Source organism: Mesorhizobium escarrei (assembly GCF_935825525.1).
In the GTDB taxonomy this organism is placed as follows: Bacteria; Pseudomonadota; Alphaproteobacteria; order Rhizobiales; family Rhizobiaceae; genus Mesorhizobium; species Mesorhizobium escarrei.
Map to the genome: position 1 here is coordinate 42,651 of NZ_CAKXZT010000115.1, position 18,004 is coordinate 60,654.

The 18,004-nt window shown below is 62.4% G+C and carries 22 protein-coding genes; 10 read left to right on the top strand and 12 right to left on the bottom strand.

The features are described from left to right. Positions 1 to 119: 119 nt before the first annotated feature. The 4 genes from lhpI to sppA form a co-directional block, all read right to left on the bottom strand. A complete protein-coding gene (gene lhpI, locus NMG80_RS08765) occupies positions 120 to 1,097 on the bottom strand; it encodes a bifunctional Delta(1)-pyrroline-2-carboxylate/Delta(1)-piperideine-2-carboxylate reductase (protein WP_254017754.1) in 978 nt (325 codons plus the stop codon). 133 nt (positions 1,098 to 1,230) lie between these two features. Beyond that, positions 1,231 to 1,563 carry a DUF1049 domain-containing protein gene (locus NMG80_RS08770; RefSeq protein WP_254017755.1) on the bottom strand — a complete coding sequence of 111 codons (333 nt, stop codon included), beginning with the start codon at positions 1,561 to 1,563 and terminating at the stop codon, positions 1,231 to 1,233. Positions 1,564 to 1,645: 82 nt separating this feature from the next. Beyond that, positions 1,646 to 1,930: an integration host factor subunit beta gene (locus NMG80_RS08775; protein ID WP_023797441.1), complete on the bottom strand. Its 285-nt coding sequence runs from the start codon at positions 1,928 to 1,930 to the stop codon at positions 1,646 to 1,648. 68 nt (positions 1,931 to 1,998) lie between these two features. Then, positions 1,999 to 2,952, bottom strand: coding sequence for a signal peptide peptidase SppA (gene sppA / locus NMG80_RS08780; RefSeq protein WP_254017756.1), 954 nt, complete (start codon positions 2,950 to 2,952; stop codon positions 1,999 to 2,001). 321 nt (positions 2,953 to 3,273) lie between these two features. On the opposite strand from sppA, the gene lptC reads away from it, so the two are divergent. From lptC to ptsN, 6 genes are all read left to right on the top strand, one after another. After that, a complete protein-coding gene (gene lptC / locus NMG80_RS08785; RefSeq protein ID WP_254017757.1) occupies positions 3,274 to 3,987 on the top strand; it encodes an LPS export ABC transporter periplasmic protein LptC in 714 nt (237 codons plus the stop codon). After that, the gene (locus tag NMG80_RS08790; protein WP_254017758.1) at positions 3,974 to 4,603 is read left to right on the top strand and encodes an LptA/OstA family protein; all 630 of its coding nucleotides are present in this window, start codon (positions 3,974 to 3,976) and stop codon (positions 4,601 to 4,603) included. The genes lptC and NMG80_RS08790 overlap by 14 nt, the downstream gene beginning before the upstream one ends. Then, positions 4,603 to 5,421 (top strand): LPS export ABC transporter ATP-binding protein, encoded by an 819-nt coding sequence (gene lptB, locus NMG80_RS08795; RefSeq protein ID WP_254017759.1) that lies wholly within the window; start codon positions 4,603 to 4,605, stop codon positions 5,419 to 5,421. The genes NMG80_RS08790 and lptB overlap by 1 nt, the downstream gene beginning before the upstream one ends. Positions 5,422 to 5,739: 318 nt before the next feature. Further along, the gene (gene rpoN, locus NMG80_RS08800; RefSeq protein ID WP_254017760.1) at positions 5,740 to 7,266 is read left to right on the top strand and encodes an RNA polymerase factor sigma-54; all 1,527 of its coding nucleotides are present in this window, start codon (positions 5,740 to 5,742) and stop codon (positions 7,264 to 7,266) included. 287 nt (positions 7,267 to 7,553) lie between these two features. Then, entirely contained in the window at positions 7,554 to 8,138 is a 585-nt protein-coding gene (hpf, locus tag NMG80_RS08805) for a ribosome hibernation-promoting factor, HPF/YfiA family (RefSeq protein WP_254017761.1), read from the top strand. 106 nt (positions 8,139 to 8,244) lie between these two features. Next, on the top strand, positions 8,245 to 8,709 hold the full coding sequence (gene ptsN, locus NMG80_RS08810) for a PTS IIA-like nitrogen regulatory protein PtsN (RefSeq protein ID WP_023797448.1): 465 nt from the start codon (positions 8,245 to 8,247) through the stop codon (positions 8,707 to 8,709). Between the two features lie 92 nt (positions 8,710 to 8,801). Here the strand turns inward: ptsN and NMG80_RS08815 are convergent, their stop codons facing one another. Together NMG80_RS08815 and NMG80_RS08820 are read right to left on the bottom strand one after the other, a co-directional pair. Then, on the bottom strand, positions 8,802 to 9,059 hold the full coding sequence (locus NMG80_RS08815; protein WP_254017762.1) for a BQ00720 family protein: 258 nt from the start codon (positions 9,057 to 9,059) through the stop codon (positions 8,802 to 8,804). A 63-nt stretch (positions 9,060 to 9,122) separates the two neighbouring features. After that, positions 9,123 to 9,548 carry an Hsp20 family protein gene (locus tag NMG80_RS08820; protein ID WP_023797450.1) on the bottom strand — a complete coding sequence of 142 codons (426 nt, stop codon included), beginning with the start codon at positions 9,546 to 9,548 and terminating at the stop codon, positions 9,123 to 9,125. A gap of 143 nt (positions 9,549 to 9,691) precedes the next feature. Here NMG80_RS08820 and NMG80_RS08825 point away from each other — a divergent pair, with 143 nt between their 5' ends. Beyond that, complete coding sequence (locus NMG80_RS08825; RefSeq protein WP_254017763.1) at positions 9,692 to 10,633, top strand: nucleoside hydrolase; 942 nt, start codon at positions 9,692 to 9,694, stop codon at positions 10,631 to 10,633. 43 nt (positions 10,634 to 10,676) lie between these two features. On the opposite strand, the gene NMG80_RS08830 is transcribed toward NMG80_RS08825, so the two are convergent. The 5 genes from NMG80_RS08830 to NMG80_RS08850 form a co-directional block, all read right to left on the bottom strand. Beyond that, on the bottom strand, positions 10,677 to 11,291 hold the full coding sequence (locus NMG80_RS08830; RefSeq protein WP_091595683.1) for a LysE family translocator: 615 nt from the start codon (positions 11,289 to 11,291) through the stop codon (positions 10,677 to 10,679). Between the two features lie 110 nt (positions 11,292 to 11,401). Further along, positions 11,402 to 12,850 (bottom strand): amidase, encoded by a 1,449-nt coding sequence (locus NMG80_RS08835; RefSeq protein ID WP_254017764.1) that lies wholly within the window; start codon positions 12,848 to 12,850, stop codon positions 11,402 to 11,404. Between the two features lie 9 nt (positions 12,851 to 12,859). Next, on the bottom strand, positions 12,860 to 13,768 hold the full coding sequence (locus NMG80_RS08840) for a ribokinase (protein WP_254017765.1): 909 nt from the start codon (positions 13,766 to 13,768) through the stop codon (positions 12,860 to 12,862). Positions 13,769 to 13,983: 215 nt separating this feature from the next. Next, entirely contained in the window at positions 13,984 to 14,862 is an 879-nt protein-coding gene (locus NMG80_RS08845; RefSeq protein WP_254017766.1) for a methylated-DNA--[protein]-cysteine S-methyltransferase, read from the bottom strand. A 221-nt stretch (positions 14,863 to 15,083) separates the two neighbouring features. After that, the gene (locus NMG80_RS08850) at positions 15,084 to 15,578 is read right to left on the bottom strand and encodes a DUF2244 domain-containing protein (RefSeq protein WP_254017767.1); all 495 of its coding nucleotides are present in this window, start codon (positions 15,576 to 15,578) and stop codon (positions 15,084 to 15,086) included. A 22-nt stretch (positions 15,579 to 15,600) separates the two neighbouring features. Here NMG80_RS08850 and nth point away from each other — a divergent pair, with 22 nt between their 5' ends. Beyond that, entirely contained in the window at positions 15,601 to 16,404 is an 804-nt protein-coding gene (nth, locus tag NMG80_RS08855) for an endonuclease III (protein WP_254017768.1), read from the top strand. Here nth and NMG80_RS08860 read toward each other — a convergent pair. Continuing rightward, a complete protein-coding gene (locus NMG80_RS08860) occupies positions 16,398 to 16,853 on the bottom strand; it encodes a DUF2214 family protein (protein ID WP_254017769.1) in 456 nt (151 codons plus the stop codon). The two genes, nth and NMG80_RS08860, sit on opposite strands and share 7 nt — an antisense overlap. 152 nt (positions 16,854 to 17,005) lie before the next feature. On the opposite strand from NMG80_RS08860, the gene NMG80_RS08865 reads away from it, so the two are divergent. Next, positions 17,006 to 17,236: a YdeI/OmpD-associated family protein gene (locus tag NMG80_RS08865; protein WP_254017770.1), complete on the top strand. Its 231-nt coding sequence runs from the start codon at positions 17,006 to 17,008 to the stop codon at positions 17,234 to 17,236. A gap of 205 nt (positions 17,237 to 17,441) precedes the next feature. After that, entirely contained in the window at positions 17,442 to 17,981 is a 540-nt protein-coding gene (locus NMG80_RS08870; RefSeq protein ID WP_254017771.1) for a GNAT family N-acetyltransferase, read from the top strand. Positions 17,982 to 18,004: the final 23 nt, after the last annotated feature.

Here is an 18,004-nt window from a genome sequence, read left to right on the forward strand (position 1 = left end):
CTTCAGCGGTGGAGTGGGGGAGTGGGGGAGTAGGGGAATAAGGCAGTAGGGCAGTAAGGCAGTAAGTGAATAAGGAAAGTATGACTTGCACGAAGCCACTACGATTGGGACAGCCTCCCCTACTCCCCTACTCCCCTACTCCGCGCCTTGTACACCGCAATCCCGGCGGCGAGGTCTTCGAGGGCTGCGCCGACCGATTTGAACAGCGTGATCTCACCGGGGCTCTGCCGGCCCTTCTTCTGGCCACGCGCCAATTCATGCAGGTCGGCGACGATGGCTTGCGCCTTCAGCACGCCCGAGGCCAGCGGCTGCACGATGTCGCCCGCCTCCTTGGTGGCGCCTGCCCTTGTATCGACGTAGACGCGGGCACGGGCAATCGCATCGTCGTCGCTTTCGCGCATAGCCGGCGTGAAGCCGCCGACCAGATCGACATGGGTCCCCGGCTTCAACAGCGCGCCCTTGATCAGCGGCGTGGTCGTGATCGTTGCCGACGAAACGATGTCGGCCTGGCCGAGTTCGGCGTCGAGATCGCTCGCGGCGGTGGCCGCAAAGCCCTCGGCGCGCAATTCCGCCGCAACCTTTTCGGCATTGGCCGGCGTGCGGTTCCAGATGCGGATGGCGGTGATCGGCCGCACCGCTGAATGCGCCCTGGCGAGGAACGGCGACAGTGCGCCGGCGCCGACCACCAGCAGCCGCGAAGCATCCTCGCGGGCCAGATAGGAGGCGGCGAGCGCCGAGGCACAGGCCGTGCGCCACTGCGTCAGCCGCTGGCCGTCGATCATGGCTTCAGGCTCGCCCGTCGCACCGTCGAGCAGGAGGTAAAGCCCCATCACCGCGGGCTTGCCTACAGCGTTGTTGTCGGGCGACACCGTGACGATCTTGACGCCGATATGGCCGCCTGCCGACGAGCCGGCGGTATTGAAGTCGGTCCAGGCTGGCATCAGGAGCAGGGTCGAGGCCGCGCCGTCGGGCCGTTCGACCGTATGGTGGTGCCTGACCGGCTGTACCGCGCCATCGCGAAAGGCCGCGCGCAGCGTTTCGACCAGGCCGGGAAAGGTCAGCGCCTGATCGACCTCGGCCGCCGAAATGCTCAGCATAGGAAACTCCGTCGAGAGAAATACGCCTGACGCATGACCGCGAAAATCAGAAGCGATTTTCCGCAAAGGTCATGCGCAATCAAAATGGTACAGCGTCCTTTGCGCGTCCAAAAGGACGTGAGGCTGTTCAGGCTCAGCTCGTCGGCTTCGGCAAGGAGGGGCCTTGTTGCGCGGCCGGTGCCCGGCTGACCGCCTGGCGCAAGTTCTCGGCCTCGACGCCGCGCTGGCGCGCCAGCTTGCGATAGCGGCCCTGCTTGATCCAGGTCGCCAGGCTGCCGACGACCATGCCGACGGCGAGGGCCAGGAACAGGAAGATGAAAAGCGGCAGCGTCATCGTCAGCGCCGGATTGCCAGGGTTGAATGGGTCCAGGGTGAACGCAACCGGATCGCGGTTGGCGACCGCCAGCGCAATCAGAATGACGGCCAGCGGCACGAAGACCACGATGAGCATGAAACGATTGAACATGGAATTTCCTGTCGAAGGCGGGCTCTACCGAAGGCCGGGCCCACCTGAAAAGGCCGGCATGGCGCATGAGCCCGCGCGGCGCTTATTTGCCGCTGTTCAGCCTTTCACGCAATTCCTTGCCGGTCTTGAAGAACGGCACCCATTTCTCCTCGACCTCGACGGATTCGCCGGTACGCGGATTGCGGCCGGTGCGGGCGGGGCGGTTTTTCACCGAGAAAGCGCCGAAACCGCGCAGCTCGACCCGGTTGCCTTCGGCAAGCGCGTCGGTGATCTCGTCGAAAATCGCGCCGACAATGTTTTCGACGTCACGCAGGAAAAGGTGCGGGTTGCGTGTGGCGATGATCTGCACAAGTTCGGATTTGATCATGAGAAGGCTCCCCGTGAAAACACTGCGGTCAAATTATGAGGATGATTTTATTTGCTTTTTCACTCGTCTCAAGGGTGCCAGACGGAAACAAGACCGTCAAGAAACAAGCGATCGGCACCAAGTTCTTGAATGATGTCGCCGCCATAGTCGGGCAGGCCGAGCGCACTGCCGATGGTTCGCGCCATCGCCTTCGAGAACAGGAAGCCGCCGCTTTCCGCGTCCTTCCACTCCACCACTTTGAGCTTGGCGTCAACGCCCTTGGTTGCGAGCCAGTCGATCGCTTCGGTCTCGCCGCCGACCGCGTCGATCAGTTTGTTGGCAACGGCCTGCCGGCCGGTGAAGATCGATCCGTCGGCCAGCGCCAGCACCTCCGGTTTGGTCATCTTGCGGCGTTCGGCGACGATGCCGACGAACCAGTCGTAGCTGTCGAGGATGAGCTTGCGGACCATGGTGCGCTCGTCGTCATTGGTCGGCTTGAAAGGGGATGGCGAGGCTTTCAACGGCGAGGATTTCACTTCCTCGAGCTTGATGCCGAGCTTGTCCATAAGGCCGCTGACGTCCGGATACTGGATCAGCACGCCTATCGAGCCGACAATCGACGATTTGCGTGCGACGATATGATCGGTCGCGGTGGCGATCATATAGCCCGCCGATGCGGCCAGCGTGCCGACCTGGGCCACCACCGGCTTCTCGGCGGCCAGCTTGCGCACTGCCTCGTAGATCGATTCGCCGCCGACGGTGGTGCCGCCCGGTGAATCGATCGACAGGATCACAGCTTTCACCCTCGAGGATTCACGGATGGCGTCCAGTTGCTTGATCAGGTCTTCGTCTTCGGTGATGGTGCCCTCGATCTTGACCTTGGCGATATGGTCGACCGCCGCGCCAGTGAAGTCGTCGCCGTAGATCCAGGTCGAAAAGGCAATCAGCCCGGCTGCCGCGACAACAAGCGCTGCAACGCGCCAGAATGTCAGCTTGCGGCGCAAGCGGCGGCGGTCGATCAGGTCGTCGGCTCTCAGTGCCATGGTCAGCCTCACAGTCGGTGGGAGCAGATGCTTTTAAAGCAACCGCCCGCGCCCGGCTACCGATTCCTGACGAGCTTGTGCCAAAGACAAGGTCTCGACGTTGGCGAGCCGGCGTTTCGAGAGAACATAAAAGACCAATCCACAGCCCCTAACGCTGTCGGCCCGTATCTGGTATGACGTGCAAGTTGTGCCGGTTTCATTTTCGTTTGTGCAACAGCAACCGTCACACTTTTGCGGTTTTCCTCCGCTTGTGCTTGCTTGAGGGCGCCGGCATCCCACCTATAGGGGTGCTTGGCGGCAGGGGTTTAGAAGAAAGCAGTTATGTTAGCGCGACCGATCGAACCGACCAACACCGAGACGGGGTTGGCTCCCCCGGACGTAGGCCCAGCGCGAGTCGACGCCTTCGGCATCGCCCAGCGCCATTCGCGCCGCGTGCGTATCTTGAAGCTGGCGGTGCCGCTGGCCGCTGCCGCGATCGCGGTCGCCGTCCCGGTCTATTCCTATCTCGCGGCGCCTGGCTCAATCCAGATCCAGGCCGACGCCAGCGCGTTCGCCAATGGCAAGCTGGTGATGGCCAACCCCAAGCTCAACGGGTTCACCAAGCAGAAACTGCCCTATTCCATGACGGCTTTGCGCGCCATACAGGACGTGAGCCAGCAAGGCATCATCAATCTGGAGGGCATCGACGCCAAGTTGCCGATATCAATCGACAATGTGGCGGCCATCAATGCCTCGCACGGCTCCTTCAATCGCGATGGCAACACGATGAGCCTGACCAGCGATGTCACCATAACCACCACAGATGGCTTGGCGGCAAAGTTCAAATCGGTCTTTCTCGACATGGGCAAAGGCACTATGAAGACGAACGATCCGGTCGACGTCAGCCGTGGCGGGTCACGGATTACCGCGGATTCGATGTCGATCCAGGAGAACGGCAAGATCGTGGTTTTCGAGAACAGAGTGCGTGTCAACATCGATCCCGCCAGCTTGAAGGCGGCAAAGGCAATGAGCGGAGAATCCAATGCGGTTCAGTAGTTCGACACGGCTCGTGGCCGCGGCTTCGGCGTTGCCGGCTGTTGGGCTGGCCGCCCTGGGGCTGGCTTTGGGGCTGGCTTTGGGGGCGGCGCCGGCTCTGTCGCAGTCCAGGACCACCAGCCAGCTGTCGGGCCTCAAACTGTCCGGCGACAAGCCCATCCAGATCGAAAGCGACAAGCTCGAGGTCCGCCAGGCGGACAGCGTCGCCGTGTTCACAGGCAATGTAAGCGTCGTCCAGGGTCCGACGTTGCTCAAGGCCGGTAAGATGACGGTCTATTACGTCAAGGACGCCGACGCTGCCGCCAAGGGTGAGCAGGCCGCAGGTGCCGCGATGACCGGCTCGGCCGACATCGACCGTCTGGAGGTCGCCAACAAGGTCTATATCAAATCGGACGACCAGGTCGCCACAGGCGACAGCGGCACCTTCGACATGAAGACGGAAGTGCTGGTGCTTTCAGGCAGCAAGGTCGTGCTCTCGCAAGGCGACAATGTACTGGTCGGCTGCAAGCTGACTGTGCAGATGAAGAGCGGTCTGGCCCAGGTCGACCCCTGCGGCGGTGGACGCGTCATGATGTCGATCACACCCCCGGCGAGGTCGGGAGCGACGAACCCCTGATGGTCGACGTAGCATCGCTGTTGGCGCGTCTTCCGGGACGCGCCGCCAGTAAACTTGCGGCACCGGCCGCGGTTAACCTCGATCAGATAAAATTCAAGGGAACCTTGATCGCCAAAGGGCTGACCAAGAGCTACAAGGGCCGCAAAGTCGTCAGCGGCGTGACGATCGGCGTGCGCGCCGGTGAGGCGGTCGGACTGCTCGGTCCCAACGGCGCCGGCAAGACCACCTGCTTCTACATGGTCACCGGCCTGGTGCCGGTCGACGAAGGCACGATCGAAATCGACGGCTTCGATGTCACCTCTATGCCGATGTACCGCCGCGCCCGCCTTGGCATCGGCTACCTTCCTCAAGAGGCGTCGATCTTTCGCGGCTTGAGCGTCGAGCAAAACATCCGTGCCGTGCTCGAAGTGGTCGAAAAGAGCCGCAAGGAGCGCGAACGCAGTCTCGACGAACTGCTCGAGGAGTTTCACATCAGCCATCTGCGCAAGGCCCCGTCGCTGTCGCTTTCCGGCGGCGAGCGGCGGCGCCTTGAAATCGCGCGCGCCCTGGCGACCCGCCCCGCATACATGCTGCTCGACGAGCCTTTCGCCGGCATCGATCCGATCGCCGTCGCCGACATCCAGCAACTGGTGCGCCATCTGACGGCGCGCGGCATCGGGGTGCTCATCACCGATCACAATGTCCGCGAGACGCTCGGCCTGATCGACCGCGCCTACATCATCCATGCCGGCCAGGTGCTGACCCATGGCCGGGCCGACGAAGTGGTCGCAAACCCGGATGTGCGGCGGCTTTATCTCGGTGAGGGGTTTACACTCTAAAGCGCGTCGCATTTGAAGGGACTCATGCGACGCGCTTTAAGTTCTTGTTTCTTGTGCATGTCGTTATCGCAAAACCGCTGCGCACCCTCGGTTCAAGCCCGGGGGCATGCTTTTGCGCGACATGTATTAAGCGTGAAATTTCTGTCCAAACGCGGTTTTTGACGCGAGACAGAGCTTTTTCTTCGAATTCTCGTCGGAATACGCACGGACAGGCGAGTTTTGATCGCCGTCGCCTTGACAAGCAAAAGCCGGGCCAGTTTCTATGCCCAACTCGTTCCGGCAGTCCGGATGCGTAGACAGGGCGTTTGAAACCGAACCATGGCGTTGGCGGCAAAACTACAGCTACGACAGTCCCAGTCGCTGGTGATGACGCCGCAACTCATGCAGTCGATACGGCTGCTGCAGTTCACCCACATCGAGCTGGAACGCTTCATCGACGACGAGATCGAGCGCAATCCTTTGCTCGAGCGCGCCGAGCCGCAGGACGATGCCGTCAGCGACCAGGCGCAGAAGATCGATGCTGCGCCGGAAACGGCCACCGCCGGCGACTGGTTCGAGAAGGACACGGCGTGGAGCGCCGAGGCGATCTCGGAAAAGCTCGATACTTCACTGGAAAACCTGTTTCCCGACGACCCCGGCACCAGCGAGCGGCTCGGTCCCGACCTGACGGCCCAGTGGAAATCGGCATCCGGCAACGGTTCCGCATCCTCTTCCGACGGTTTTGACGTCGGAGACATGGCGGCCGGAGCCATCACGCTGCGCGAGCATGTCGCCGAACAAGTTGCGCTGGCCTTCGCCGACCCGGCAGCACGCCTGATCGCCAGCGAACTGGCCGATGGCCTCGACGAGGCCGGCTACATGCGCGCCGACATGGCTGAGATCGCCGCCCGTCTCGGCACCGACAGAGCGGCGGTGGCAAATGCACTCGCGGTCTGCCAGACATTCGAGCCCACCGGCATGTTTGCCCGCGACCTCGCCGAATGCCTGTCGCTGCAGCTTGCCGTCCGCGACCGTCTCGACCCTGCGATGAAGGCTTTGATTGCCAATCTCGAACTCCTGGCCCGGCGCGATTTCCTGACCCTGAAACGGATTTGTGGGGTCGATGAGGAGGATCTGCTCGACATGCTGGCCGAGATACGTGCGCTCGATCCGCGCCCGGGGATGGCGTTTTCGGGCGGCGCCAGCGACGCGATCATCGCCGATGTCGAAGTGCGTGCGGCCAATGACGGGAGCTGGGTGATCGAACTCAACCCCGAAACGCTGCCGCGCGTGCTGGTCGACCATATCTATTTCGCCCGGGTTTCACCGCATGCGAAAAATCAGACCGAAAAGGATTTCCTGGCGGAATGCCTGCAAAACGCCAATTGGCTGACGCGCAGCCTCGACCAGCGGGCGAAGACTATCCTCAAGGTTGCCTCAGAAATCGTGCGCCAGCAGGACGCCTTCCTCGTCCATGGCGTGCGTCACCTGAGGCCCCTCAACCTGCGCACGGTGGCCGATGCCATCGGCATGCACGAATCGACCGTTAGCCGGGTCACCGCCAACAAATACATGCTGACGCCGCGCGGCGTGTTCGAACTGCGCTATTTCTTCACCGCCTCGATCGCCTCGTCGGGTGGCGGTGACGCGCATTCGTCGGAAGCGGTGCGCGACCGCATCAAGCAGTTGATCGACGAGGAGAAACCTGCCGACGTGCTTTCCGACGACGCGATTGTGGATATGTTGCGGGAAAGCGGCGTCGATATCGCCAGGCGCACGGTCGCCAAGTATCGGGAGGGCATGAATATTCCCTCGTCGGTGCAGCGGCGGCGTGAAAAACGCGCTTTGGCCAGCGCCGGACGTTGATCTCCGACCGAACTTCCACAGCTTTCGCACTTCCCAACAGCTTTCGCACTTCATTGACAAGCCGCAATGAAGTGGCTAGAAGCCCGCCCGCATGGGACGGGCTACTGCCCGCATGCGGATGGTCCGTCACGACGTTGGCCACGGGACGGTCAAGAAGGCGGCTTGTGATCAATCGGAAAAGTTCGGATTTAAAATCGGCGCAAGTGACGCCGCAAAGCTTGTGCGCTCAGACCACGGGTATAAACTCGGGACAGTTTGAAGCCTGAGCAAGGAAGGTCAGTATTCAGATGACACTGCGCATATCAGGAAAACACATGGATATCGGCGATGCGTTCCGTACGCGCATCAACGACCGTGTCGGAGAAGTGATCGGGAAATATTTCGATCGGGGCTTTTCAGGGCAAATTGTAGTCGTCAAATCGGGGTCGCGCTACACGGCCGATTGCATGATCCGGCTGGATTCCGGCGCTTCGCTGCAGGCGACCGGTGAAGCGCAGGACCCGACGCTCGCTTTCGAGGCGGCGGCGGATCGCCTCGAGACCCGCCTTCGCCGCTACAAGCGTCGGTTGAAGTCGCATAATTCAGGCAACGCCAATGGCGAACCCACCGACGTCGCCTATACGGTGATGGCGCCGCTTGCCGACGATGACGAAGAAATACCGGAGAATTTCGCGCCAGCCATCGTCGCCGAATCAACCATGACGCTGCGGACCATGTCGGTGGCGTCAGCCGTGATCGAACTCGACACCAAGGACAGCCCGGTCCTCGTCTTCCGCAACGCCGGAAACGAGCATCTCAATATCGTCTATCGCCGGCCGGACGGAAACATCGGCTGGATCGACCCGTCTACGACCAAGGTCGCGCAGGGGTGACGGCCAAAGCCGCACTGAGATGACGGCCAAGGCCGCACTGAGATAAGGCACCAGTCGCACGCGAGAGTGAGGGCTGGCGACGGCAGGCGAACAAGGGATTTCAAGTATGGACCTGAGCGATCTTATCAACGTTCCGGCAATCTTGCCGGCGTTGAAGGCGAACTCCAAGAAGCAACTGCTGCAAATGCTGTCCGAAAGGGCGGCGGCGATTGCCGGCATTCCGGAACGGGAGGTGTTCGACACCATCCTGCAGCGTGAACGGCTGGGCTCGACCGGTGTCGGCAATGGCATTGCCATTCCGCATGGCAAGCTGGCCGGGGTGAAGCGGATCGCCGGGGTTTTCGCCCGGCTGGAGACGCCGGTCGATTTCGAGGCGCTGGACGACCAGCCGGTCGATCTGGTGTTCCTGCTTTTGGCGCCCGAAGGCGCCGGCGCCGACCATCTCAAGGCGCTGTCGCGCATCGCGCGGGTGCTGCGCGACGCCGACACAGTGGCCAAGATCAGGGGCACCCGCGACGCCGCCGCGATCCACGCGCTTTTATCGGATACGCAAGCCTCGCACGCGGCCTGAAGCTTTTTCGATCAGTCCGTCAAAGAGCCGCCGCGAGCGGCCCCGTGCGTTTCTAACCAGATCGCTGCGCCGTATTGTTAGTGGATGGCGACTTAGTGGATGGCGACTGGGGTCAGGTCGTTTTCCAGGGCGCCGGCCAGCGCCCGGTCGCGAGCGTCCGAAAGCAGGATCGGCTGGCCGTTGGCGGCAAACAGGGCCCACAGTTCCAGCCCGGGGGCGATTTCGCCGAGGCCCGGGAAACGGCCGCGCAGATCGTCGCTCGAGATTTTCCTGAGATAGGCGACCGAGCCTTCGCCGAGATGGGCGAATTCGCCGCTGGTCATGATAAGATTTTCGTCAGTTCTAGTCATTTAAGCCTCCTTGTCGCGAGGACGCCGTTCAAGGCCGCCTCGCATAAGAGCGATCGGTAAAGATCAGTCTTTCACCGATATGTTTATTTTCCGTACCAGCCGTTCGGACTCGGGCCGATCGAGGTCGATAGACAAAAGACCGTTCTTCAGCTCCGCCGCGATCACCCGCATGCCGTCGGCCAGCACGAAACAGCGCTGGAACTGGCGCGCGGCAATGCCGCGATGAAGAAATTCCCGCTCGGTATCGTCGTTCTGACGGCCGCGCACGACCAGCTGGTTCTCCTCCGTGGTCACATCGAGATCGTTTTCAGCAAAACCGGCGACAGCGAGCGTGATGCGTAGCCTTTCGGCCTTGCCGTCGGCACCGCTGAGGCGCTCGATGTTGTAGGGAGGGTAGCTGTCACCCGACTTCGCCAGACGCTCCAGGGTCTTTTCCATGGCGTCGAAACCCAGGAGAAGCGGGCTGGAAAAAGGCGTCATTCGGCTCATGTTACACTGTCCTCTCAAGAGCGACATAAAGTGGAAAAACCCGGATGGCATTTTTCCCGATGGTCTTGATATGGTCCGCCCGGCGGTCGAGTTCAAGCCGTCACAAGCCCCGCCCAAAAAGACTCCCTAAACAAGGAATTGAAATGCCCCAATCCCGCAAGATCATCATCGACACGGATCCCGGCCAGGATGATGCTGTCGCCATATTGCTGGCGATCGGCAGCGCCGAGCTGGAGATCGTCGGCATGACCGCCGTCGCCGGCAACGTGCCGCTGAGGCTCACCGAAAAGAATGCACGCAAGATCTGCGAACTGGCCGGGCGGCCTGATATCAAGGTCTATGCTGGCGCCATCCGGCCGCTGGCGCGCGAACTGGTCACCGCCGAGGAGGTGCATGGCGAGACCGGTCTCAACGGACCGCAATTGCCCGAACCGACAATGCAGCTGCAGGACCAGTATGCGGTCGATTTCATCGTCGAGACGCTGATGAAGGAAGAGAGCGGCACGGTCACCCTCTGCGCGCTCGGTCCGCTCACCAACATCGCGCTGGCGCTGATCCGCGAGCCGAAGATCGCGCCGCGCATCAAGGAAATCGTGCTGATGGGCGGCGGCTTCTTCGAAGGCGGCAATGTCACCCCGACCGCCGAATTCAACATCTATGTCGACCCGCATGCCGCCGATGTCGTGTTCAAATCCGGCATTCCGATCGTCATGATGCCGCTCGACGTCACCCACAAGGCGCTGACCACCGCCAAGCGGACTCAGGCCTTCCGCAAGCTCGGCACCAGGGTCGGCACGGCGACGACCGAGATGCTGGAATTCTTCGAGCGCTTCGACGAGGAGAAATACGGCACCGACGGCGGCCCGCTGCACGACCCTTGTGTCATCGCATATCTGTTGAAACCCGAGCTGTTCAGGGGCCGCAACTGCAACGTCACCGTGGAAACTGCCTCCGAACTCACCATGGGCATGACCGTGATCGACTGGTGGGGTGTGACCAAGCGCCCGAACAACGCCATGGTGATGCGCGACATCGACCATGATGCGTTTTTCGCGCTGCTGCTGGAAAGGCTGGGCCGGCTTTAGGGTTTTTCCTTCCCCCACAAGAGGGGGGAAGGAAAGGTGCCGCTCACTTCGCCTTTGAAAACGCCAGCCACAGGCCGCCGCCGACCAGAAAGCTGCCGCTTATCCGCGACAGCAGCTTGACGCGGCCGGCCGAAAGCAGGCGTCCGGCGCGGCCGGCGGCCAGCGCGTAGGTCGAATCCGATACGGCGGCAAAGATCATGGCGGTGAGACCCATCACGCCGATCTGCAACCCATAGTTGCCGTCAGGGGCGATGAACTGCGGAAAAAAGGCGCCGAAGAACACCAGCGTCTTGGGATTGCTGATCGCCACCAGCAGGCCCTGCAGGAAGAAGCCGCCGCGCGGTGTCTTCGCCGATCCGTCGGCGTTCAGCTTGCCCTTGGAGCGGAACATCTGCACACCCATCCAGATCAGATAGGCGGCACCGATCAGCCTGACCCATTCGAACCAATGGCCCATTCCCGCGATCAGCGAGGTCAATCCGATGCCGACAATGGCGATCATGATCGCCAGTCCGGCCTGCGTGCCGGCGACGTTGGCGAGGCCGGCGCGAGAGCCGTGGCGGATGCTGTTGGCGATGATCAGCGTGACCGTCGGTCCGGGCACCAGGATGATGACGAGGCAGGCGACGAGATAGGTGGCATAGAGTTCCAGCGACATGATTTCCTCGACAGTATGCGGCTTTGCGACACAACTGACTGCGATCAATGCATGACAGTAACGCGGGTGCAAGCCGGCAGGAGATGTCGCTGGCAAGCTTGACCTGGATTTTAGGCTCCAGCCTGCCACGGCAGCGTCGTCTCGTAGGCTGCCGCCGCTCTCAGCACGGCCATGTCGCCGCGCGGCCGCCCGATCAACTGCATGCCCATCGACCTGCCTCTACCATCGAAGCCGGCCGGTACGTTGACCGCCGGGCAGCCGCCCAGCGTGGCGAGCGCTGAAACCTGCATCCAGCGGTGATAGCTGTCCATGGCACGCCCGGCCACCTCCCTGGGCCAAGGAGTACTGACATCGAACGGAAAAACCTGCGCAGTCGGCAGGGCAATCAGGTCGAAGCGATCGAAGAGCGACAGCAGGGTTTTGTGCCAGGACGAGCGCCTCACCGTGGCGGCGTGGATCTGCGGCGCCGTGAGTTGCGCCGCCTGTTCCACCTCCCACACGGCCTCCGGCTTCAGAAGACTGCGTTTCATGGGATCGTCGTAGTGCGCCTTGAGCGCACAACCGCTGCTCGCCTGGCGCAGCGTCACAAAGGCCTGCCACAGCGCCTCGAAGTCGACATCCGGCACCAGCGCTTCGGTCTGAAAGGATGCCTCGGCGAACCGGCCGAGAGCGGCCTCGCAAAGACGAGGGATGCCGGGTTCGACCGGCAGATGACCACCGAGATCGCCGAACCAGGCGATGCGGCCGCCGGCCGTCGGCGTTTGCAGTCCCTGTAGGAAGCAGTCCTGCTTGTGATGTGAGAGCGGCGCGCGAGGGTCGTAGCCAGCCTGCTCGTCGAGCAGCAACGCCATATCGCGCACGCTGCGGCCCATCGGCCCTTCGACGCCCATCTGGGCGTGGAAGACGTCAAGCTCGGGGCCGGCCGGGACAAGCCCCTGCGACGGACGGAAGCCATAGACGTTGTTGTAGGCGGCCGGGTTGCGCAGCGAGCCGCCAAAGTCGCTGCCGTCGGCGACAGGCACCATGTCGAGCGCCAGCGCGACCGCCGCGCCGCCGCTCGAACCGCCGGCGGTCAAGGCCGGGTCGAATGCATTGAGTGTCGGGCCGAACACGGTGTTGTAGGTGTTGGAGCCCAGGCCGAATTCGGGAACATTGGTCTTGCCGATGATGATGGCGCCGGCCTTGCGGATGCGCTCTACGAAGAAATCGTCTTCCTGCGGCACGAAATCGGCGAAGATCGGTGAGCCGAAGCTGGTCCTGAGGCCTTTGGTCTGCGCGAGATCCTTGATGGCGATCGGCAGGCCGAACAGCGGTCCGGCATGCCCTGCATGCGCCAGATGGGCGTCCGCCCTGTCGGCCTCGCGCAGGATGTCGGCAGGGTCGCGCAGCGAAACGATGGCATTGACCAGCGGGTTCACGGCGTCGATCCGGTCGAGGAATGCCGTCACCACCTCGCGCACGGACAACTGCTGGCGCTTGATCGCGTCGGCAAGGTCCACGGCGGACAGGCGGCAGATATCACCGGCAGGCGGCAGGGCATGTTTTGTGGCCGGACGCATGGCTCTCACCTAGCTGGCAGGTTTTTGTAGCGCGGCGTCGACTTCTTTCGCCAGCGGGATCGCCGGCTGGGCGCCGGGCTTCAGGCAAGCGAGCGAACCAGCGGCTGCAGCACGGGCGAGCGCCTGATCGAGCGGCAGGCCAGACGACAGCCCGGCAGCGAAATAGCCGCAAAACGTGTCGCCGGCACCGACCGTATCGACAGGGGTGATGTTCAGCGCTGGAACCATCAGAAGATCGGCTGGCGTGGCAGCCAGAACGCCGTCACCGCCGAGCGTGACGACGATTGTGCGGCCGGTCTTCCCGGCGTAATCGCGCATCCGCGCCGGGCGATCGCGGCCGCTCAGCGACAGTGCCTCGCCATAGAGGTCGAATTCGGTTTCGTTGGCGACGACATGGTCGGCCTTGCCGAGGAAGGCGGCCGCCTCTGCGCGGAACGGTGCCGTGTTGAGCACGGTAACCGCGCCTGCCTCCCGTGCTGCGTCCAGTGCTGCATCGACAGTCTGCAGCGGGATCTCCTGCTGCAGGAGCACGACATCGCCCTTCTTCATGAAAGCCTTGGAGAGGTCGCCTGTCACGACCGAACCATTGGCGCCCGGCACCACGGCAATGACGTTCTCGCCGTCGTCGGCGACCATGATCAATGCCGTGCCGGTCGAGGCGAAGGTTTCACCGACACCGGACAGGTCGATCTTGCCGTCGCGCAACAGCGCCAGCGCTTCAGTGGCGAAATTGTCCTTGCCGACCGCGCCGACCATGCGCACCTTGGCGCCGGCGCGCGCGGCGGCCAGCGCCTGGTTTGCGCCCTTGCCGCCGGGTGCGGTGGTAAAGCCGGAGCCACGGACCGTCTCGCCGGGTGCGGGCAAGCGGTCGACATTGGCGATAAGATCGAGGTTGATCGAGCCGACAACGATGATCAAGTGGTGCCTCCCTGCTGACGCATCGTGCTTTCCGAAAATCGGAATCGATTTTCGGAAAGCACGATGCGTAGAATTAAAGTGTTAGAGCGTACTTTGTGCGTCCGAATGGACGCACGTCGCTCTAATTGCGCGGGAAGCTACTCCGTAAGACCGCCGCTTGCCAGACCGCGCGAGATGAACCCGCGCGGTCTGGCCCGAATCTATGGGCGTTTCATTCAAGATCCGACTTGTCCCGCTTCCCAACCAAGGATGGCGCGCTTGCGGGTCAGGCCCCAGTGGTAGCCGGTGAGCGCGCCGGACTTGCCGAGAGCCCGGTGACACGGCACCACGAAGGACATCGGATTGGCGCCGACCGCGGCACCCACCGCCCGGCTGGCGCTCGGTGCGCCGATGCCGGCAGCGATCGAGGAATAGGTGCAGGCCTTGCCCATCGGGATGCGCAGCAGGGCTTCCCAGACGCGGACCTGGAAGTCGGTGCCGATCAAGACGACGCGCAGCGGCTGGTCGGCGCGCCACAGCGCCGGATCGAAGATGCGCGCCGCATAGGGCGCCGTCGCCGCCATGTCCTCGACATAGTTTGCGTTCGGCCAGCGGCCGGACATGTCGGCGAAGGCTGCGCGCTCGTCGCCGGAATCGCTGAAGGCGAGGCCGGCAAGCCCACGGTCTGTGACCATGATCAGGGCGATGCCGAAGGGCGAGATATGATAGCCGTAGCGGATCGTCAGCCCGGCACCGCGCGTCTTGTAGTCGCCCGGCGACATCGCTTCGTGAGTGACGAAAAGGTCGTGCAACCGGCCGGGGCCCGACATGCCGACCTCGAAAGAAGCTTCGAGCAGCGGCATGCCGGAATCGAGCAGTTTGCGCGCGTGGTCGAGCGTGACCGCCTGCAGAAACGCCTTGGGCGACAGGCCGGCCCAACGGGTGAAGAGCTTCTGCAACCCGGTCGGCGTCTCGCCGACTTCCTTCGCCAATATTTCGAGCGACGGCTGGTCACGATAGTCAAGGCTGATCTTCTCGATCGCGCGCCGAACAACTTCGTAGTCACCGTCTTCGGGTGTGATGTCTTTCTTCAGAATAGCTGTCTGTGCGTTCATCGGACCATCTCCTTGATCGTGAATATCGTCCTTCGCGGCTCCGATCACCACCCGAAACTTGCCTTCTCGTCATGTGCATCCAGATAGATTTGGCTTCGAGGAAGGAGCCGACGATGGCTAGCGAAAAGATGCATCCCACCAAGGAGAAGTAGACGCTGCCGATTACCGTCTATGGCAAGGCACTGCAGAACCGGTTCGCGAACGAGGCGGTTCGCTCACATTCAGCGCACTTTCGCGGTCGCCAGGGCGCGCGAAAACGCTGACGCGAAGCTCTCGCGGTCGTCGGGATTGAGGAAGCCGCCGATCGGCACATTCTGGCCTTGTGCTTCCACCGCCATCCTGGTGATGCCGATCTCGGCGTGGCGGGCGACCGAAAAGCGAGCCCAGAACGGATTGAAGCGATGTGCTTCCGATTTGCCTGATGGCGCCGTCTTGCGGATGTCGAGGCTGGTGCGCGAGACCGACACTTCCTCGCGGGCGCGGGCGGCACGATAGTTGGCGCGAAAGGCGATGTAGACGGCGATGACGTCGAGACCGAGGAAGCCGAACACCGGCCAGGCGCCGCGCGACAGGAAAAACGCTCCGGTCACCAACGAGCCGAACAGCAGAACGCCCATCAGGATGGCAAAGCCGGTTTTGCCCAGCGACCGATGCGGAATCAGCAACGCCTGGAAGAATGGCTCGTCGGCCTGAAATGAGGCGTTTGTGTCGCTCATGCCGGGATATTATAGGAAGGGGATGACGAGCCCCAAGTCCAAAAATTCCTCTACACCCAAAAATGAACTGCTCCCCGGCCGACGCGACGGATCGAACGCCAAGCCGCGTGCCCGGCTGGTGCGGTCCCATTCGCTCTACCGCCCGGCCGAGGTGCACGAGATTTTCCGACGCTTTTCCGTTCAGCGGCCCGAACCGAAGGGCGAACTCGAACATGTCAACGCCTTCACGCTGCTGGTGGCGGTGGTGCTTTCGGCACAGGCGACCGATGTCGGCGTCAACAAGGCAACGCGCGCGCTGTTCAAGGTCGCCGACACGCCGCAAAAGATGCTGGCTCTCGGCGAAGCCAAGGTCGGCGACTTTATCCGCACCGTCGGGCTCTGGCGCAACAAGGCCAAGAACGTCATCGCGCTGTCGGAGGCGCTGATCCGCGACCATGGCGGCGAAGTGCCCGACGACCGCGACCAACTGGTCAAGCTGCCGGGCGTCGGGCGCAAGACCGCCAATGTCGTGCTCAACATGGCCTTCGGCCAGCACACCATGGCGGTCGACACGCATATCTTTCGCATCGGCAACCGGCTGCGGCTGGCGCCCGGCAAGACGCCGGAACAGGTCGAGCAGGGGCTGTTGAGGATCATTCCGGACGAATATATGCGCCATGCGCATCACTGGCTGATCCTGCATGGCCGCTATGTCTGCAAGGCACGCAAACCGGATTGCCCGGTCTGTGTCATCGCCGACATCTGCAAGGCCGAGGAGAAGACGAATGATGTTCCGGCGCCGCTGGTAGAAATTGCGCCGCTCGAACCGTTAAGCGAAATTCAGTAGCCGTAGCCGCGCGCCATAGCCGCGGCGAAGACCGGGATCAGCAGGAAGATCAAGGCTTCGGCGCGGACATAAGTGCGAACGGATGCAAGTTGTGCTGCCGGCACTTGAAAGCCGGGACTGGCCGAGGCCTGCCTGCTCCAGGACGCAAAGCGGACCGTCGGGATGATCGACAGCAGGCCGACGGCGACGAAGGCCGCCATCTTTGCCCAGAACACCCAGTTGTAGACGTAGAATTCCCAACCCTTCAGGCCGTAGATGACGCGGCCGATGCCGACGACGATGATAAGCATGGCGATGATGCCGTAATGGCGATCGATGCCGACAAGCCGCCGAAGCGTCGCGGCGGGCAGATCGCCGCGGACCAGGACAAATTCGGCGCCGATGATGCCGGCCAGTGAAAACACCAGCAGATGATGAAAGATGGCAAGCAGAAGATCGGTGGTATTCATGCCCTTTTCCCTCTGTCGGACGGCACAGCGGACGCTGAATCAGTTTCGTGCGAAGGGTAGCATCGTTCGGCAAGATTCCCATGCCGGAGCTGGAGTTCGCGGCTACTTCCCAGCGTTGTTGACGCCAAATCCTGACAGCCTAAATTTTGAGCATGACCAGACTGAAACGCGCCTTGAACCCGGTGCCGGACGATATCCGAACCGCTTTGACAAAGCAGGGACTGCTGGCGGCTTACGATGACAGACCCGATTATCAGAAGAACGACTATCTCGGCTGGATCGCTCGTGCCAAACGCGCCGAGACAAGACATAAGCGGCTCGACCAGATGCTGGACGAGTTGAAGCGCGGCGGCGTCTACATGAACATGCCCTGGCGCGGCTGAAATCGCGCTTATCGGGTCACAGTTTCCCTCGCTCGATGCGCCTCGAACCTCGTTTTTTCGCGCTGGAAGATGATCTGCGCTGGCTTGGCTCTTGTTGGACATTTGGGCGACATGCATGAGGCACCCACAAACAACCACTTTTGAATTTGCGCATGATCCTTTCGGAGGCGGTTTTTCCGCGGTCATGCGCCGTGAGGCAGAGTTTATGGGAAATCCAAGAGCAGCCAGCGCACCGGTCATCGAGACGAAGCGAACCATCTTGCGGCCGCACCAGCTCGATGATTTCGATGCTTATGTCGCCATGTGGGCCGATCCGGATGTCACCCGCTTCATCGGCGGCAAGCCGCGCACGCGCGAGGAAAGCTGGATGCGCTTCCTGCGTCATGCCGGCCTGTGGTCGCTGCTGGGCTACGGCTTCTGGGCGATCGAGGACAAGGCATCCGGCCGCTTCATCGGCGAGGCCGGTTTCCACGATCTGAAGCGCGACATGGTGCCGTCGATCGAAGGCGTTCCGGAAGCCGGTTGGGCGCTGGTCCCGAGCGCACATGGCCAGGGGTTCGCCAGCGAAGTCGTCGGACGGATTCTCGCCTGGGGCGACGTGACATTCGGGCGCGCAAGGACCGTCTGCATCATCGATCCGGAAAACACCGCTTCGCTGAGCGTCGCGGCCAAATGCGGCTACAGCGAAGTGTTGCGGACCACCTATCACGACAATGCGACGATCCTGCTGGAACGGCAGCCCTAGGGGTTACGGCCTGTCATCCTGCG

Bases quoted from the DNA above. Each gene is read 5' to 3' on its own strand.
- lhpI (WP_254017754.1), bottom strand. From the start codon at position 1,097: ATGCTGAGCATTTCGGCGGCCGAGGTCGATCAGGCGCTGACCTTTCCC.
- NMG80_RS08770 (WP_254017755.1), bottom strand. From the start codon at position 1,563: ATGTTCAATCGTTTCATGCTCATCGTGGTCTTCGTGCCGCTGGCCGTC.
- NMG80_RS08775 (WP_023797441.1), bottom strand. From the start codon at position 1,930: ATGATCAAATCCGAACTTGTGCAGATCATCGCCACACGCAACCCGCAC.
- sppA (WP_254017756.1), bottom strand. From the start codon at position 2,952: ATGGCACTGAGAGCCGACGACCTGATCGACCGCCGCCGCTTGCGCCGC.
- lptC (WP_254017757.1), top strand. From the start codon at position 3,274: ATGTTAGCGCGACCGATCGAACCGACCAACACCGAGACGGGGTTGGCT.
- NMG80_RS08790 (WP_254017758.1), top strand. From the start codon at position 3,974: ATGCGGTTCAGTAGTTCGACACGGCTCGTGGCCGCGGCTTCGGCGTTG.
- lptB (WP_254017759.1), top strand. From the start codon at position 4,603: ATGGTCGACGTAGCATCGCTGTTGGCGCGTCTTCCGGGACGCGCCGCC.
- rpoN (WP_254017760.1), top strand. From the start codon at position 5,740: ATGGCGTTGGCGGCAAAACTACAGCTACGACAGTCCCAGTCGCTGGTG.
- hpf (WP_254017761.1), top strand. From the start codon at position 7,554: ATGACACTGCGCATATCAGGAAAACACATGGATATCGGCGATGCGTTC.
- ptsN (WP_023797448.1), top strand. From the start codon at position 8,245: ATGGACCTGAGCGATCTTATCAACGTTCCGGCAATCTTGCCGGCGTTG.
- NMG80_RS08815 (WP_254017762.1), bottom strand. From the start codon at position 9,059: ATGACTAGAACTGACGAAAATCTTATCATGACCAGCGGCGAATTCGCC.
- NMG80_RS08820 (WP_023797450.1), bottom strand. From the start codon at position 9,548: ATGAGCCGAATGACGCCTTTTTCCAGCCCGCTTCTCCTGGGTTTCGAC.
- NMG80_RS08825 (WP_254017763.1), top strand. From the start codon at position 9,692: ATGCCCCAATCCCGCAAGATCATCATCGACACGGATCCCGGCCAGGAT.
- NMG80_RS08830 (WP_091595683.1), bottom strand. From the start codon at position 11,291: ATGTCGCTGGAACTCTATGCCACCTATCTCGTCGCCTGCCTCGTCATC.
- NMG80_RS08835 (WP_254017764.1), bottom strand. From the start codon at position 12,850: ATGCGTCCGGCCACAAAACATGCCCTGCCGCCTGCCGGTGATATCTGC.
- NMG80_RS08845 (WP_254017766.1), bottom strand. From the start codon at position 14,862: ATGAACGCACAGACAGCTATTCTGAAGAAAGACATCACACCCGAAGAC.
- NMG80_RS08850 (WP_254017767.1), bottom strand. From the start codon at position 15,578: ATGAGCGACACAAACGCCTCATTTCAGGCCGACGAGCCATTCTTCCAG.
- nth (WP_254017768.1), top strand. From the start codon at position 15,601: ATGACGAGCCCCAAGTCCAAAAATTCCTCTACACCCAAAAATGAACTG.
- NMG80_RS08860 (WP_254017769.1), bottom strand. From the start codon at position 16,853: ATGAATACCACCGATCTTCTGCTTGCCATCTTTCATCATCTGCTGGTG.
- NMG80_RS08865 (WP_254017770.1), top strand. From the start codon at position 17,006: ATGACCAGACTGAAACGCGCCTTGAACCCGGTGCCGGACGATATCCGA.
- NMG80_RS08870 (WP_254017771.1), top strand. From the start codon at position 17,442: ATGGGAAATCCAAGAGCAGCCAGCGCACCGGTCATCGAGACGAAGCGA.